Source organism: Halobacillus litoralis, assembly GCF_009856445.1.
In the GTDB taxonomy this organism is placed as follows: Bacteria; Bacillota; Bacilli; order Bacillales; family Halobacillaceae; genus Halobacillus; species Halobacillus litoralis.
On the sequence record NZ_WMFA01000001.1, the window covers coordinates 650,013 to 667,203 of the forward strand.

Consider the following 17,191-nt stretch of genomic DNA (forward strand, 5'->3'; position numbering starts at 1 on the left):
ACAAGGAGAATATTGAATAGAAGGTTAAGAAAAGATCGGGCTGGGAATAGGGAGTGGGTGCAAGGTTGTGGTGGTTTTGTATGATAATGGAAAAGATATGACCGAACGATTACGATTCTATTAAGGTTATGGTAAAATCGAAAAGTATGGACTATAGTTATACATAGCATTCTACTCCAGTTGACATGCATTAAGAGAGGGTTAGAAATTGAAATCTAAATTAGGCTTAGCAAGCATACTATTTATCGGTGCGACCTTGATCCTGAAAGTGTCCGGACTTCTCCGTGACATGGTCATCGCCTATTACTTCGGTGACAGTTACATCGCCGATGCGTATTTGGCTGCCTTCATCATACCGAATATGCTGATTTTGTTCATGCAGAACGGTATGAAGAATGCGCTCGTGCCAAGTTACATCGATGCCAAGGACGAAAAGCGCGGCAAATCCCATTTGGGACAAGTGTTTAAAGGAACAGCTGGATTAGCCTTGGTCTTTTCCATTCTCGGAATGCTCCTTGCTCCACTCATGATCCGTCTGTTCTACCCTGATTTCAGTGAGCCGGCGACTGAAATCGCGACATGGGTAACCGTAATTTTCTTCTCCTGTATTGCTTTTGTGGGGATGAACTCCGTTTTAGAAGCTTTTTTCGATGCGGAAAACAGGTTTGCCTTGTCGATTGTCTCTCAGATTATCGTTATTTTAAGTTCCATTCTCGGAGCTTTCTTATTTGCCAATCAAATCGGAGCTTATTCGCTGGCCTTCGGGTACCTGGCCGGAACGATTTTTTCTTTGATCTTCAAGTCCTTCATTGTCATCCCGCAGAGGGCGCTGTCACTGAAACCAAAGATGGATTGGCCTGAGGTCAGGAAATTTTACTGGGTGTTCCTTCCCGTCGGACTGACGGTTGCGGTCGGCCAGGTGAACTTGATGGTAGGTTCGATATTCGCCAGTTACCAGGGCGAAGGGGCGGTCACGTACATCAACTATGCGAAGAACCTTGTGCATATGCCTCAAGGGATCTTTGGCGTGACGATTGCGACGATCATCTTCCCTATGTTATCCAAAGCGATTACGACTAACGATACAGGGCAGTTTAAAAAAGGGATTGAGAAAGGTCTCACGACGATGTACCTCGTTCTGCTGCCTGCCATTATCGGCATGATGCTTTTGATGCCGAATTTGATTGAGCTTTTCTATGAACGAGGAGCCTTTAACAATTCAGCGACAGCGGCTACTTCTCAGGTGGCATACTTTTACTTTGGTTCGGTATTGTTCTTCAGCTTGAATAACATCATTAACAAAGGTTTTTATACGATGAAAAAAGGTCACTTGATTCTGATGATCAGCCTCGGTTCGATTCTTTTGAACATCGTGTTCAACTTTATTTTCGCTGAGTGGCTCGGGTACTTAGGTATTCCGCTTGCTGCTTCTCTGATGGCTCTTTTCTATACAGGGGCCTGCCTGATTGTGTTTGTAAAACTTGTGGGTGGACTCGACTTTAAGTACATCACCATCGATTATGCCAAAATTACAGCAGCAGCACTTGTTATGAGCGGTGCGGTTCTCGGACTGCAGCAAGGAATTGGCAACCTGCCGAACCTTGTTCAGATCATCCTCGTAGCTATCGTTGGTGCAGCCGCTTTTGCAGGAACGGCTTTCCTATTAAAAGCCGATGCCTTTCTGTTCTTATTAAATCAAGTCCGAAGACGCAAAAAGAAAGGAGGAGCCTCATGAATAAAAAAGAGCTTCTCATGAACGCCGTACGCCCCGTCAATGCTCCGGTCACGAACGTGATTCTCGGCCGGCATTACAGTGGGGACATGGAAGCCGTGAAGAATGAAAAAGTGAACAATGTACTTGTCCTCGCTCCTCACATGGATGATGAGACTATCGGACCTGGAGGGACGCTTAGACAGCATGCGGAACAAGGAGCGAACATCCACTGCCTGTTCATCACTGATGGAGGAAGCAGTGTATCAGACCATAGTTCCGAAGAGTTGATGGCGCTAAGACGCGATGAAATCGACAAGGTCAAAGAAATCCTTGGTCTATCGAGTGTCACCTACATGAACCAGCCTGACGGACAGGTGAAGAGTACGAGAGAAAGCATCGAAATGTTGAAAGAAAAAATCAACGCGATCCAGCCAGATTTGATCTACTGTACTCCTTATATAGATGCGCATGTGGATCATACCGCAACAGCAAAACTGCTGAGCGATACGCTTCAAGAGATGGAAGACTTCCACGGGAAGGTCCGCATGTACGAAATCAACTGTGCGTTCCCACCCAGTGCGATCAATGTGCTTGTCGATACGTCGGCCCAACATGCGAAAAAAGTCGAAGCAACAGAGGTCTTTGACTCTCAAGCGATCGCTTTCGACGGTTTTCTCCGGTTGAATGAATATAAAGGAAAGCTGGCTGAACCGAAAGTCCAAACAGCGGAAGGTTTTGTCGAATGGGACCGCAATGGTTTCATCAACCATTGTGAAACATTGGAGAAAATGGAGTACAATTTCCCGCGCAGCTTCAAGCAGGTCAACAGGACCGATACATTATTATGGGCGATTTTTAAAAATTACGCCATGAAGAAAGATTTGTACAGAAAATCATAAAATTCCTTCAACATAGAAAAGAGGTGCACAGCATGCCAATTGATATAAAAAAACTTTATTTCGTTCCATTGACGTTATTGCTCCTTCTCGGAGGCGCCTATGTGGATGTGACGATTCTCGATCTAGTGATTATGCTGGCTTTTGCCGCCTATGCGATCTTTAAGCCGAAGAATTCATTAATCATTTTATTCATGTATTTCCCGATTCGTCCTTTCTTATTGGAATTCAACCCGACATTGAAAGGAATCGGCGACATCATTATTTTCGCTCTATTATTCCGGATTTTAATTATGTACCGGAAAGATTGGAAGAAGCTGTTCGACTTTTACTGGTTTGAATATGCCTTTTTCGCATTTTGCGCGGTTGGAGCCGTATCTGCCTTGATCACAGGCGTATCGCCAATCGCCATCATCTTCCAAATTCGTGGAATTCTTTTATTCTATCTTGTTTTCTATATTGTAAGAAGACTGCACATCACAAGGGAAGATATTCGTAAGTTCATCTTCACGACCTTGATTGTCGCTGTGATGGTCAGTATTCACGGAATCATTGAGAAACTTTCATTAAGAAGCTGGCTCCTTCCAGAGAGCTGGGAGAACATGCCGCTGTCTTCGAAAAACAGAATCCGTATCTACGGCATGATCGGCAACCCGAACGTTCTTTCTTATTACTTGAGTTTTGCCGTGGTTCTTATTCTTTATTTCCGTAAGATTTTCACAGGAAAATGGCGCACCTTCCTGTACGTGTGTATTGCGCTTATGTTCGGCGTGTGGTCTCTCACATACTCACGAGGCACGTGGATTGCCTTCGGTGTCGCTTTGCTCATTTACTTGCTGGCAACAAGGACATGGTACTTCCTGAAACCGATGATCCTCGCACTTGTAGCAGGGATTCTGCTGGTTGCCGTACCCGTAAGTGTCGGTACAGCGATGGTCGAAGATACGAACTTTGGCCAGGAAAGCAAGGAACGTCAGTCTCAGTATGATGATAGTGAAGGTAGTTTCCGTGATCGGATGGGATCGACGTTTGATAAAGAAACACGTGAACAAAGCAGTCAGTCCGGAAGGTTATGGATTGTAAGCAAAGGATTTGAAATCTTCCTTGATCACCCGATTATCGGAACCGGATTCGCCACGTTCGGTGATGGGGCGACGCTAAGCTTTGGTTCTCCGATCTATGATGAATACGGAATCGACAGAGAATTTTATTCCGACAACCAATATATCCAGGTCATCACTCAAACGGGAATCGTAGGTGTCATTCTGTTCGCGACCTTCCTATTGAACATGCTGTATCTGATTTGGAAACGCAAAAATGATACGCTGCTTGCTCCATTTTTACTTGCCGTCCTCATCGGAGCGTATGCAGCCGGAATGGTGTATAACATTTGGGAAGGCGATTCCTTTACGATCTTCTACTTCGCTATGCTGGGCTATCTGTTGAACATGAGATCCGAGCATGAACATGACATGTAAGGGGGAGGAAGATGAGTAAACGCGTGCTGGTCATAAGCAACATGTATCCAAGCAGGAGAACACCGACCTACGGCATTTTCGTAAAGAACCAGGTCGAGGCTTTAAGACAGAAAGGCCTTCACATCGATATCGCGATGAATAAAGACAACCGATCAGGCAAGCTGAACCTTTTAAGAAAATACGGTTTATGGTTTGTGAAGATCCTGTTCGCTCTCCTTACGAAAGGGAAGAAATATGACGTTGTTCATGCGCATTATATTTTTCCAAGCGGTCTTCCAGCCCTCTTTTTCAAAAAGTTGTTCGGAACCAAGCTGATTGTCACTTCCCACGGTGGTGACTTGGACCAAATGGCTAAAAAGGGCGGGCTGATCCGGAAAGCGACAGAAAAGATTCTTCATGAAGCAGACGCTGTGATTGTGGTCGGAGAAGCCTTGAAATCTGAAGTCACAGGTGAATTCGGTATCCCAGAAAAAAAAGTGTCGGTCATCAATATGGGAGTCGACCGTAGTGTCTTCCAACCGCGAAATGCCGATGAAGCGAAAAAAGAGTTGCAGCTTTCCACAGAAAAGAAGCACATTCTTTTCGTTGGGAACCACATTAAAGCCAAAGGTCTTCAGGAACTCTTACAAGCGTTTCAGGACTTGAATGTAGAGAAAGCCGAGCTTCATTTTATTGGCAGTGTGAAAGATGAAAGCTTCCTACATGAGTTGAAGCAGTCCATTCAGCCCGAGTATAAGGAAGCTGTGCATTTCCACGGGACGAAAGATCAAGAACAGCTGGCTACATGGGTAGCAGCGGCTGACGTTTTCGTCCTGCCTTCTCATATTGAAGGCTTTGGACTCGTCGCTCTCGAGGCGATGTCCTGTCATACACCCGTTGTTGGATCAGATGTGGGAGGCCTGTCCTACCTGCTTGATGATGGGAGAGGCGTCCTTGTTGAACCAAAAGACGCCGATTCATTAAGAGATGGCATTCAGCGTGTTCTCACAGAACCAGGTTTACGAGAAGCAATGATTGAAAAAGGGGAAGCGGCAGCGAAAGAGAATGATAGCCACGTCCTCCTTGAGCGCATTGTTACCCTTTATGAAAAGTGAAAAAGAGACGAAACCAAAGGAACACCTTCACAGTTGTAATGACTCCTGTGGAGGTGTTTTTTATACATCCGATGATGAAAAATTCAGATATTACCAAACTCTTAAATCTTCTCCTATGTTACGATAAATGGAGATAACGTTTTCATAGGTGGAGATGATGGTGAAAGTTTCCCTGCGTACAAAAATCATGGTGCTGATTTTATCATTGCTTGTTCTGGTCATCGGACTGCTGGCTGGCGTTTTTGCTTATATGGAAAAGAAGGATGTGGAAGACCAAATGGGTCAGCTCGCCCTTCAAGTCGCGAGTACGGTCTCGTTTATGCCTTCCATCAAGGAAGCGTTTGACACAGAGAACCCGTCTGAAGTCATTCAGCCGATTGCTTTGAGTGTGCAGGAAGAGTCCGGGGCTGAATTTGTCGTGATCGGAAATAAGGACAGCATCCGGTATGCCCATCCCGATGAGTGGAAAATCGGCCGGCGGATGGTCGGTGGTGACAATGAGCAGGCCCTGAAGAACGGCGAATATTACATATCGAAAGCAGAAGGGACACTTGGTCCTTCCTTAAGAGGTAAAGCCCCGATTATCGGGGAGAACGGGGATATTATAGGGATCGTTTCGGTAGGTTTCTTGTTAGAGGACGTCCGATCAATCGTGTGGAATAAGCTTGAGAACGTTTTTGGTGTCGCCGTCCTAGTATTAGTGGTCGGGGCTGTCGGAAGCCTTTTACTGGCGCGGAGTATAAGGAAAGATACACTTGGGCTGGAACCTTATGAGATTACCTCTTTTTATCAAACTCGTGAAGCCATTCTTTCTTCGATTAAAGAAGGGATCATATCTATTGATGCCGACGGCCGGGTGACGATGATCAACCAGTCGGCAATTGAGTTGTTAAACTTATCCGGCGGAGCAGAGGGGCAGTTCATTACGGATGTCTTTCCTAACACGCAAATGCTGAAGGTGTTGGAGACAGGAAAAGCCATCAGAGATGAAGAGATGATTCTGCTGGATAAGGTCGTGATCGTCAATCGAACGCCGATCATCCACGATGGGGAGGTCGCCGGGGTCGTTTCCAGCTTTCGTGATAAAACAGAAGTCAGGAACATGGTCCAGACGTTATCCGAAGTGAAAAGTCATTCGGAAAGTCTGCGCTCCCAGACGCATGAGCACGCCAACAAGATGTATGTGCTGCTCGGGCTTTTGCAGTTAGGGAAACAGGAAGAAGCGATGGGAATGATTGAAGAAGATTTCCAGATGTCCCAAAAGCATCAAGCTTTGATTTTCGACCGGATTCAAGATGAAACGGTCCAGGCCATTTTGACGGGGAAAATGAGTACGGCTTCTGAGCAGAAAGTGGACTTCATCATTCAGGAAGATTCAGAACTGCAAAGGGTTCCCGGACATATCACAAGGACGGAATTAATCACCATGTTAGGCAACATGATTGATAATGCTTTCGAAGCGGTGAGTGGCCAAAAGGAGAAGAAAGTCGAGTTTTTTGTGACGGATGTGGGACATGACATCGTTTTTGAAGTATCAGATAACGGACCGGGCATTCCTGAAGATGTGTACAAATCTTTATTCGTGCGAGGTTTCTCTACGAAAGAAGGAGATCATCGGGGATACGGTCTTCACAATGTGAGGGAGATTGTCGAGGGTCTCTCAGGCACAATGGAAGTGGACAATAGCGAGGGTGGCGGCGCTGTATTTTCGATCTTTTTACCGAAATACACAGGAGGTGGACCGGATGAAGGTCATGGTCAGTGAAGATGATTTCAGGGTGGCAGAACTGCATGCACAATTTCTACGAGTGGTGGATGGAGTCGAAGTTGTCGGGAAGGCTTTGAATGGCGAAGAGACTTTAAGGATGCTTGAAGAACAACAGCCGGATCTTCTTCTGTTAGATGTCTATATGCCAGATCAACTCGGTGTCGATCTCCTGCATGACATTCGTTCAATTGCGCCACAAACGGATGTCATCATGGTTACGGCGGCGAGAGAAAAAGAAATCGTGGAAAAAGCGCTGAAGTATGGAGTGTTCGACTATATCATTAAACCGATTACGATGGAGCGTTTCCAGGAGACGATTGAAAACTATCAGGAACGAAAAAAACAGATGGCTCAGATTGAAACCTTTGACCAGGCGGCTGTCGACCAGTTGATTAAATCCTCCAACGAAACAACTTCTACTGCTTCTCTGTCGGTACCTAAAGGCATCGACCCACTGACGCTTGAGAAAGTGGAACGGATGCTTTCAGATGCTGGGGAGCATGGATTGACGGCAGAACAGGCAAGCGGGCAGATGGGAGCATCAAAAACCACCGCACGCAGGTACATGGAGTATTTGATCAGCATAGGAAAAGGCAAGGCGGAGATGAACTACGGAAAAGTCGGCCGCCCGCAGAGAAAATACTATAAAAGATAAATGATAGAGCGCGGAGAAGACTCGTCGAAATGACGAGTCTTCTTTTGGTTTGAATGGAGGAAAGGATCAAATGTAAGAAACTGTAAGACCTGGTCACCCAATTCTTGGGTGACCAGGTCTTACAGTTTTATCCATTATAACGCTCATAAATTTTATTTGGTTAATTGATTTTATGCTTTTAATTTTGATTATTTTGAAAACGGTTACATTTTGGGTTCTATCTTATAAACTATCATCAAATAGCAAGAAGAGAGGGGATTCATACTTATGAAGAAGCATTTATGGATGATGGGTAGTTTATTGATTGTTTTGTTCTTAGCTGCTTGTGGCGGTGACTCTTCGGAAACGAGCGGGGATGGCGGCGATGGAGAATGGACGCCGGATAAAAATATTGAGATTGTCGCTCCTGCTGGTGCTGGCGGTGGCTGGGATACGACCGCTCGCTCTGTTGGAAAGATCCTTGAAGAAGAAGAGATCACGGAACAGAACGTCGGGGTTGTCAACAAAGAAGGGGGCGGTGGAGCTGTCGGCTGGTCCTACATCAACAGTACGAACAACCCGCACAACATTTTCGTTTCTTCACCACCATTGATCTTCGTCCCATTGAACGGACAGTCGGATCTGTCTCATGAAGACTTCACTCCACTTTCCAACATGATTGCGGACTATGCAGCTTTTGCTGTCGCCGATGATGCCAAGTGGCAGGATTTGAATGAGCTTTTTGAAGATATGAAGAATGATCCTTCCAGCGTAAGGGTCGTGGGAACGTCTTCTCCTGGTTCCATGGACCACATGCAGTTCGTGACGATCGCTAAAGAAGCGGGTGTCGATATTCAGAAGATCAAGTACGTTTCTGCTCAGGATGGCGGTGGGATGACACAAATCCTGAACGGAAGTGCAGATGTTTATTCTACTGGGATCGCTGAAACCGTCGAACAAGTGAAAGCAGGAAAAGTTCGTGTCCTCGGAATTACAGCAGAAGAACGCTTGGAAGGTGAAGTACTGGAAGACTTCCCGACAGCGAAAGAGCAGGGCATTGATGCGACATTCGTGAACTGGAGAGGATTCTTCGGACCTGGAGATATGACCGAAGGACAAGTCGCTTATTATGAGGAAAAACTGAAAGAAGTCAGTGATTCAGAAGCATTTGCGGAGATTCGTACCAATTATGGCTGGGATGAAATGTACATGGATAGTGAAGAGTACAGCCAGTTCCTTGATGAACAAAGGGATCAACTCGGAAGCTTGATGGAAGAGCTTGGTTTGAATCAATAATAGATAGGAAGGGTCTGTACGCAGACCCTTTTCTATTAGATCGAAGGTGATGTTTTTGCTGAAAACGTTGAACCAGAAAGTGAGTATCTTTTTGATTTTGTTCGCTGCTGGTTATCTTTATTTGAGCTATAACTTAAAGGAGTACCCTTATGTTCCGGTCGATTCGGATTTTGTTCCAAAAATCCTCGGCTATTTACTAATCATTCTGGCCGTCTTTTTATTCTTCGATAAATCATCAGAAACGAAAGAGGAAAAGGAAAAACGTCAGGTACCGAAAAAAGAAATGCTGGTTCTACTCGCGGTAGGTGGGATGATTTTTCTTTACATCTTCCTATTAGAAATCCTCGGTTTTGTTTTGAGTTCCATGTTATTTATTTTTGCCTGCTCCTGGTTCCTAGGGTATAGAAAACTCGTCACAACCATCCTCGTTGCGGTTTTATTTCCTTTAATCATGTACCTTTCGTTCAATTATTTACTACAAATCCGACTACCACAAGGAGTTTTACCATTTTAAAAGGAGGTGAGTCACCATGGGTGCAATGGATGGATTAATGCAAGGAATTCAGGTCGCATTTAGCTGGCAGGGGATTTTGTTCGTTCTGATCGGTGTTGTTGCCGGCACGCTTATCGGGATGATGCCGGGCCTTGGACCAATCAGTGCAATTGCGATCATGATTCCGATCACATATGGGATGGACCCCTCTGTCGCTTTAGTGATGATGGCGGGTGTCTATTACGGGGCGGTATTCGGTGGATCGACGTCTTCGATTCTCTTGAACGCACCAGGAATATCAGGCACGGTCGCTACATCCTTTGACGGCTATCCGATGGCGCAGCGGGGAGAAGCAGGGAAAGCATTGGCGATAGCTGCGATTTCCTCATTTGTCGGAGGAACGGTTTCCGTCGTTCTTCTGATGTTGTTCGCTCCCGCCTTATCTGCCGTCGCTGTTTCATTCGGTCCGCCTCAATATTTTGCCCTCATGTTTTTAGGTCTGACGGCCATCGCAAGTCTCTCAGATGGCTCAACGATCAAAGCTTTGATTACAGCTACCGTCGGTTTTATGGTGGCGACGATAGGAATCGACGGGCAGACGGGAACGAGCCGTTTTACGTTCAACAACCCAAACTTATTGGAAGGCATTGATTTTCTAGTCATCGCTCTCGGACTCTTTGCACTTGCTGAAATTTGTTTTCTCGTTAAAAAAAGAAAAGATCAATCGCTTCAAAATCAGGGGGACATCGGAAGCTTGAAGCTCAGCAAAGCTGATTTTAAAGAGATGCGCGGCCCGATGAGCAGACAGTCATTCCTCGGTTTCATTCTTGGTGTTCTACCAGGTGCAGGTGCGACAATTGCTTCTTTCATCGGTTATATTTCAGAAAAGAAAATCGCTAAAAATCCAAAAGAATTCGGAAAAGGATCGATCAAAGGATTATCGGCTCCAGAAACGGCCAACAATGCAGCGACTAGTGGTGCCTTCGTTCCATTACTCAGCCTTGGTATACCAGGGTCCGGAACGACAGCCGTCATGTTAGGAGCTTTTCTCGTTCTCGGAATTCAACCCGGGCCACTTCTGATGGCCGATCGTCCGGAAGTTTTCTGGGGGATCATCGCGAGTATGTATATCGGAAATATCTTTTTATTGATTCTGAATTTACCACTCATTCCATACATCGCAAAAATATTGAAGATCGCACGACCGATGCTCATCTCGCTAGTTGCCATTTTCAGTTTGATCGGTGTTTATGCCATCAGCTTCAGTACATTCGATTTATACTTATTGCTGATCTTTGGTTTTGTCGGTTATCTAATGAGATTATTCAGCTTTCCGGCAGCTCCGTTCATCTTAGCTTTCATCCTAGGTGGCATGATGGAACAGTCACTAAGACAGTCGCTGACGGCGGCCGGTGGAGACATGATGATTCTTATTTCTGATTCGGTATCCATCGGACTTTACATTGTAAGTATTCTATCGTTCGTTGTTCCAATCATTCGTAATCGAAAAAATTCGCAAGCGGATCAAACAGAAGAAGAGTCGAATGCTTCCTGAAAAGGAGTGTTCGGCTTTTTTCTTTTTATCGTAAAGATTGTCTCTAATAGTAGAGGAAAAACACTCTCTCATTCAGAGTGAAAACGGACTTATAAATGAAATATTTTATGAAAATTTTTTTCAATCTATTGCAAATCGGAGTGAAAACGCTCACACTAAGAGTATAGCCGACATACAAAGCGTCACGTTTCTCACATCGCTGAAATTAAGCCTGATGCGGACTGTGTGCCTCCTGTTGCCTCTTTAAAAACAGCCGAATTTTCAGTAAAATAATTTTCATGGCAAACCATACATATAAGACATGTTTCATAAATGTCATGGATGAGGTAAACAATAAAATAGTGTTCCTGGCGTAAGCCTGTTCACTTACATATTTGGTACTCATGCTTTATACTAATAAAAGCGCAAAAGTACAGGAGGTAACACGAATCATGGACCAATTCAACACGAAAAGTCATGGAATCGATACCGCAGAAATGATGGACGACATGACCTTTGTTTTATTCGGAGCAAGCGGCGATTTGGCGAAACGTAAAATCTATCCCGCTCTCTATAATTTATATATCGAGGGGAAAATGCCGAATTCCCTTTCCGTCGTAGGCCTTGGACGCAGACCGTATACGCAGGAAGATTTCCACAACATCATTAAAGAGTCTCTGGAATCTTTCTCACGGAGAGATGTAGACGAATCGAACCTGGACGAGTTCCTTGCTTCTTTCCGTTACTTCATTTTTGATGCGATGAAGGATGAATCGTATCAAGGGTTGAAAGCCTTTATTGAAGAAAGAGAAAGCGAGCTTTCCATTCCGGAAAATCGTCTGTTCTATCTTTCGGTTGCACCGAAGTTGATTGAGCCGATCGCGGCCTCTCTTCACGAAAATGGAATCACGGACACGAACGGCTGGAAGCGTCTGATCGTTGAAAAGCCATTCGGAAGTGACTTGCACTCAGCGCGTCATTTGAATGCAGAGCTGACGAAAGTGTTCCAGGAGGATGAGATTTTCCGTATCGACCACTACCTCGGAAAACCAATGGTGCAGAATCTTGAATCGTTGATTCGTCCGAACCCGATTTTGAAGGCCCTGTGGAATCATGAACAGATTGCGAACGTTCAGATTACAGCGAGTGAGACCGTCGGTGTTGGAACGAGAGCGGGTTATTATGATAAGGCTGGAGCCATTCGTGATATGGTGCAGAACCACTTGCTTCAGCTCGTGATGATGACTGCCCTTCATCACCCGGAAAAACTGACACCGAAACAGATTGAAGAAAAGAAAAAAGCGATTATGGAATCGCTGCGCCCTGTGGAGGAAAATGAAATCTCCCAGCATGTCGTGCGTGGACAATACGAAGCGGGTGAAATGAATGCTGAGCCGATTCCTGGTTACTTAGAAGAAGACGGTGTGGCGGAAAACTCGAATAACGACACGTACTTCGCTGCTCGTTTGTACATCGACAACGATTACTGGAAAGGCATTCCTTTTTACATCCGTACAGGGAAGCGCCTTGAGAAAAAATCGACACGGATCATCATCGAATTCAAAAACGATGTCGCAGATGATGAAGATGCAGCAGGTGCTGTTTCCAACCTGTTGATGATCGAAATCAATCCGAACGAAAGCGTTGGGCTTCGCATCAACTTGAAAGATGATTCCAATGAGAAGTTCGAACCAGCGTACATCAACTTTTCTAAAAACCTGGATGCCCAGCCAGAGGCTTATGAAAACCTATTGGAAGATGCCATGCAGGGGCACTCCACGTATTTCGCTCACTGGAGCGAGGTGGAGCTATCCTGGAAGTGGGTCCAGCCGATCTTGGAAGCATTCGAAAACGACGCTCTTCCTCTTCACGGCTATCAAGCAGGATCTGAAGGACCGGAAGCAGCTGAGAAGCTCTTGAACGAAGACGGCTATACATGGTGGTAAAAACTTTTTACAGATAGAATGGAAAGGATTTGATCGGAACATGGATAAGCAGCAGAATATTGGAGTCATCGGTTTAGGAGTTATGGGGGCGAATCTTGCCCTGAACATTCAAGATAACGGCTATACCGTGTCTGTTTATGATTACTGGACAGACCGTGTAGACGAACTGGTTGGAAATTATGAGAATACAGGAAATATTTCTGGTGTCTACAGTGCCGAAGAATTCGTCGCTTCCCTTGAAAAGCCACGCAAAATCCTGATGATGGTCAAAGCAGGCGACACAACAGACAAAGTCATCGAAAGCCTTGTCCCTCACTTGGAAGAAGGCGACATGCTGATCGACGGTGGTAACACGTACTATGAAGATACAGAACGCCGTGCCGCTTACTTAGAAGAAAAAGGTGTTCACTTCATCGGTACAGGATTCTCCGGCGGTGAAGAAGGGGCGCGTAAAGGACCTTCCATCATGCCAGGTGGACCTAGTGAAGCTTATGCAGAAGTGAAGCCGATCTTTGATGCGATCGCAGCGAACGTTGAAGGTACACCATGTGCTGCTTACATGGGCCGCGGCGGTGCCGGCCACTACGTGAAAATGGTACACAACGGCATCGAGTATGGTGATATGCAGTTGATCTGTGAAGCCTACTTCATCATGAAAAATGTTCTTGGCCTATCTGCACAAGAGCTTCACGAAGTATTCAAAGAGTGGAACGAAGGCGAACTCGACAGCTACCTGATTGAGATTACTGCCGACATCTTCACAAAAATGGATGAAGAAACAGGCAAGCCGCTTGTTGAAGTGATTCTTGATACAGCCGGTCAAAAAGGAACAGGAAAATGGACAAGTAAGAGTGCTCTTGATCTTGGTGTTCCTCTTCCAATCATCACAGAATCTGTGTTCTCACGTTTCATCTCTGCAATGAAAGAAGAGCGCGAGAAAGCGAGCCAATACCTGACTGGCCCGGAAGTTACTTTTGACGGAAACAAAGAAGAAGTGATCGAGTCTCTTCGTAAGGCGTTGTACATGAGTAAAATCTGTTCTTACGCGCAAGGTTTCGCGCAGATGCGTGCACAGTCCGAAGAAAAAGGCTGGGACCTTCAGTACGGCGACATCGCCATGAACTTCCGCGGCGGCTGCATCATCCGTGCCCAGTTCCTGCAGAAGATCAAAGACGCTTACGACAAAGACGAGAATCTGACGAACCTGCTTCTAGATCCTTATTTCCAGGATATCGCGGTTTCTTATCAAAAAGAGCTTCGTGAAACACTCGCTCTTGCGATTCAAAACGGGGTACCGGTACCTGCGTTCTCAAGCGCCCTAGCTTACTACGACAGCTACCGTACAGCCAAGCTTCCAGCAAACCTGCTGCAAGCACAGCGTGACTACTTCGGTGCGCACACATATCAGCGTGTCGATAAAGAAGGTACGTTCCATACCGATTGGATTAACGGTTAAAGATTATAAGAAAGAGCGCAAGCCTATAAAATGGCTTGCGCTCTTTTTAGTAGTACGCATAAGGAGAGTGACTACATAAGAGAATGAAGATCGTGCGAAAGAATATGTGTCTGAGGAAAGAACGGGAGCCAAGAGTGACTCGACGGTCTGGCTTAGACGATAAAAAAATCCATACCTATGGGGCATTATAAAGTGACCGCATCCAAAGGACTACAAATTCCAAAATGTGGTATATAGTACATAACAACGAAAGGAGATGGAAGTATGGATATTAAACAACCGGCAGGATTTTGGGCGCGCTTTGCTGCCCGGTTACTCGATGGCGTTATTTTAGGTGTGATTTTTACTCTGATTACTTATGTCATTTACGGAGAATTCTTAAGACAATCCAACCCTTTGGATACTCTGAGTACGGTATATTTTATTGTTCTTCCCATTGCATGGTACGGGTATACGGTAGGGAAGAAAGCGGCCGGAGTTCGTATCGTGAAGAAGGATGGTTCAGAGGTAGGGATCAAGCAGATGCTGTTGAGAGAGCTTATCGGGGCACTCGTTTATGCCATTACATTAGGAATTGCGCTTATCGTCAGTGCGTTCATGGTCGGTATTCGTGAGGATAAACGGGCGATTCACGATTTTATTGCGGGTACTTATGTGACGCATCAAGCTCCTGAGACATCTTCAAAACAGGTCATGGAAGGTGAGCACGCCTAAACTAAAAAATCGCAAACCCGGCGGGGCTTGCGATTTTTTACGTATTTTAAAACATCTTTATTCTTCAGATGCTTTTTTAAAAATGGCGGTCACAGACTTATTGCGGTTCATAGTGACGGAAGTGCTTGGGCTTGTTCCGGAGGCATCTCCGGCCCAACGAGCGAATATCCACCCCTCTGCTGGCACCGCGGTAACCGTAATCGTCTGACCAGCTTGTACCGTCTTGTTCGATACTTGTAAACTTCCTTCCCCCGTTTTTCCTACCGTTATAGAATATGTTTCCGGCTCTGGTTCTGGTTTAGGCTCAGGTTCAGGATCAGGTTCCGGCTCGGGATCTGGTTCAGGAGTCGGCTCAGGTTCTGGTTCGGGCTCTGGAGACGCTTTTTTCTCGAAGACCGCCCGTACCGAATAGTTGCTATTCATCCTTAGGGTGATGTTTCTTGAAGAGCCACTCACATCCCCTTTCCATCCTGCAAAAGTATAACCATCCGCAGGTGTGGCTGATAAGTTGACAAGGGTTCCTTCGTCGAAGCGGCTGCTGGATTTACTTTTTTGAACAGAGCCTTGTCCGCTTTTCTGGACGCTCAATCGATAGGTGGCAGCTTCAGAAGATGATTCTTCTTCCGTTTCCTCTTCTGTTGGTTCTTCATCCTCTTCATCTTTAACAAAAATCGCACGTAACGACTTTTCCTCATCCATCTTCAGTTCAATATCCTCTTGTGAACTCGTAACATCGCCTTCCCAGCCTTCAAACGTCCAGCCTGATTCCGGGCGTGCTCGTAGAGAAATCGTTTCGTTATGAGCGAAAGAGGTAGCAAGGGAATCTCGATAAACTTCCCCTTCTCCGGATATACTCAGACGGAGGTCGTGAGTACCGGATTCGAAGACGGCGGTTACGTTCAAGTGCCCGTCCATCGTATGCTGGACCGGGTTCTCACTTCCTTGAAGGTCACCTTCCCATCGGACGAACTCCCAGCCTTCTTCGCCAATCGCTTCTAATTGGATGTCCTCGCCTTCCTCATATTCCTCTTTATCAGGAGATATCTGGATGCGGCCTTCTCCCTCAACATTGGTCTGAACGTAAGACTCTCCATCTCCTTCGACAATGATCTCCCATTCTTGAGTAAAGTCCTCAAAGGAAAGGGTCAAGACATCTTTGCCGGCTTCAGTTGCTTCAAGAGTTACTTTTTGGTCATCGGTGAATTGTACGGCGACATTTCCTTCTTTCGTGGACCATTCGGGCTCAAAACTCATATCCTCTCCTGAAGCATCCTTACCCGTCACTTCAAGATTCAATGTTTCTCCAATGGCGAGCGGTTCCAAATCGCCGGGGGTGAGTTCCACTTCAGAAAGAAGCTGGTCGACGACTTCCATCGTCACGTTCTCTTCAATGGCTTTCCATTCCACTTTGACCGAAGTTTCTCCCAACTGTTCTCCGGTAAATAACACGGCAGGAGAATCCTCTAACTTGGAGAGGGTGCCTACTGCCTCATCTTCTATATCATAATCAGCTTGAAGAGGGACACGGTCACCTTCTTCGTTCTCCCACACCAGTGACAATTCTTGATCGAATTCCTTTTGTACTCGGCTTCTTTCCATATGTAAGTAAATCTTGTCCGTCAATTGCTGGAAAGCATCATTGATTCCTTCTGACCCCGCATAGGACTTTCCTTTTTCCAACGTTTCGTAGGAATTTTCTACATCTTCAATTTCTAAGAAAAGATCAGTTAAGAACAGGTAGAGAGAAGATTCCTCTGGATTTTGGTAGATTCCCTGCTGCAAAGTTTTGATCGCTTGCTCTGTCTGCTCAAGCGCTGCATGGGACTGCGCCAATTCTGTTATGGCTGCTGTGTGACCTGCGTCTTTTCGGAGCACTTGTTCATAGAGGGGTATGCTTTTTTTGTAGTCTTTCGCTTCATAGGCTTCTTTCGCCTCCGAGTATAAGCTATTCAGTGTGTTCGCTCCAACGGCTTTCATTGTAAAAAACGTCCCTGCTCCTATGATGACTAGAGCAAGCACAAATATAGCGATCGCTTTTTTATTCATGGACCACATCCCTTTCTCATCTTGATTATCATCCATCATTATACAACGTCCCGAGAATGATTTGGGTCGTAATCCATAATTTTCTGTTGAATTTTGTTGGTTACTCCTATTTTTGTAGTTCA

General features: G+C 45.6%; 13 protein-coding genes. 12 read left to right on the forward strand and 1 reads right to left on the reverse strand.

All coding sequences use genetic code 11. From position 1 onward, the window contains the following. The first annotated feature begins 208 nt into the window (after positions 1–208). The 12 genes from murJ (at position 209) to GLW00_RS03065 (ending at position 15,023) form a co-directional block, all read left to right on the forward strand. Entirely contained in the window at positions 209–1,735 is a 1,527-nt protein-coding gene (gene murJ, locus GLW00_RS03010) for a murein biosynthesis integral membrane protein MurJ (RefSeq protein ID WP_160911094.1), read from the forward strand. After that, complete coding sequence (locus GLW00_RS03015) at positions 1,732–2,613, forward strand: PIG-L deacetylase family protein (RefSeq protein ID WP_160911096.1); 882 nt, start codon at positions 1,732–1,734, stop codon at positions 2,611–2,613. Before murJ ends, GLW00_RS03015 begins: the two co-directional genes overlap by 4 nt. Before the next feature lie 32 nt (positions 2,614–2,645). Then, a complete protein-coding gene (locus GLW00_RS03020; protein WP_160911098.1) occupies positions 2,646–4,088 on the forward strand; it encodes an O-antigen ligase family protein in 1,443 nt (480 codons plus the stop codon). An 11-nt stretch (positions 4,089–4,099) separates the two neighbouring features. Further along, entirely contained in the window at positions 4,100–5,182 is a 1,083-nt protein-coding gene (locus GLW00_RS03025; protein ID WP_202412336.1) for a glycosyltransferase, read from the forward strand. A 157-nt stretch (positions 5,183–5,339) separates the two neighbouring features. After that, entirely contained in the window at positions 5,340–6,947 is a 1,608-nt protein-coding gene (locus GLW00_RS03030; RefSeq protein WP_202412337.1) for an ATP-binding protein, read from the forward strand. Next, positions 6,928–7,605, forward strand: a complete 678-nt coding sequence (locus tag GLW00_RS03035) for a response regulator (RefSeq protein WP_160911100.1) — start codon at positions 6,928–6,930, stop codon at positions 7,603–7,605. The genes GLW00_RS03030 and GLW00_RS03035 overlap by 20 nt, the downstream gene beginning before the upstream one ends. Before the next feature lie 267 nt (positions 7,606–7,872). Beyond that, positions 7,873–8,880: a tripartite tricarboxylate transporter substrate binding protein gene (locus GLW00_RS03040; protein ID WP_160911102.1), complete on the forward strand. Its 1,008-nt coding sequence runs from the start codon at positions 7,873–7,875 to the stop codon at positions 8,878–8,880. Positions 8,881–8,929: 49 nt separating this feature from the next. After that, a complete protein-coding gene (locus GLW00_RS03045; protein WP_439108882.1) occupies positions 8,930–9,394 on the forward strand; it encodes a tripartite tricarboxylate transporter TctB family protein in 465 nt (154 codons plus the stop codon). Between the two features lie 16 nt (positions 9,395–9,410). Then, positions 9,411–10,928 (forward strand): tripartite tricarboxylate transporter permease, encoded by a 1,518-nt coding sequence (locus tag GLW00_RS03050; RefSeq protein WP_160911106.1) that lies wholly within the window; start codon positions 9,411–9,413, stop codon positions 10,926–10,928. 479 nt (positions 10,929–11,407) lie between these two features. Continuing rightward, positions 11,408–12,853 carry a glucose-6-phosphate dehydrogenase gene (gene zwf / locus GLW00_RS03055; RefSeq protein WP_160911840.1) on the forward strand — a complete coding sequence of 482 codons (1,446 nt, stop codon included), beginning with the start codon at positions 11,408–11,410 and terminating at the stop codon, positions 12,851–12,853. Positions 12,854–12,893: 40 nt separating this feature from the next. Next, positions 12,894–14,309 (forward strand): NADP-dependent phosphogluconate dehydrogenase, encoded by a 1,416-nt coding sequence (gene gnd / locus GLW00_RS03060; RefSeq protein WP_160911107.1) that lies wholly within the window; start codon positions 12,894–12,896, stop codon positions 14,307–14,309. 264 nt (positions 14,310–14,573) lie between these two features. Next, positions 14,574–15,023 carry an RDD family protein gene (locus tag GLW00_RS03065; protein WP_160911109.1) on the forward strand — a complete coding sequence of 150 codons (450 nt, stop codon included), beginning with the start codon at positions 14,574–14,576 and terminating at the stop codon, positions 15,021–15,023. A 57-nt stretch (positions 15,024–15,080) separates the two neighbouring features. On the opposite strand, the gene GLW00_RS20440 is transcribed toward GLW00_RS03065, so the two are convergent. Further along, complete coding sequence (locus tag GLW00_RS20440) at positions 15,081–17,105, reverse strand: InlB B-repeat-containing protein (protein ID WP_202412338.1); 2,025 nt, start codon at positions 17,103–17,105, stop codon at positions 15,081–15,083. Between the last annotated feature and the right edge of the window lie 86 nt (positions 17,106–17,191).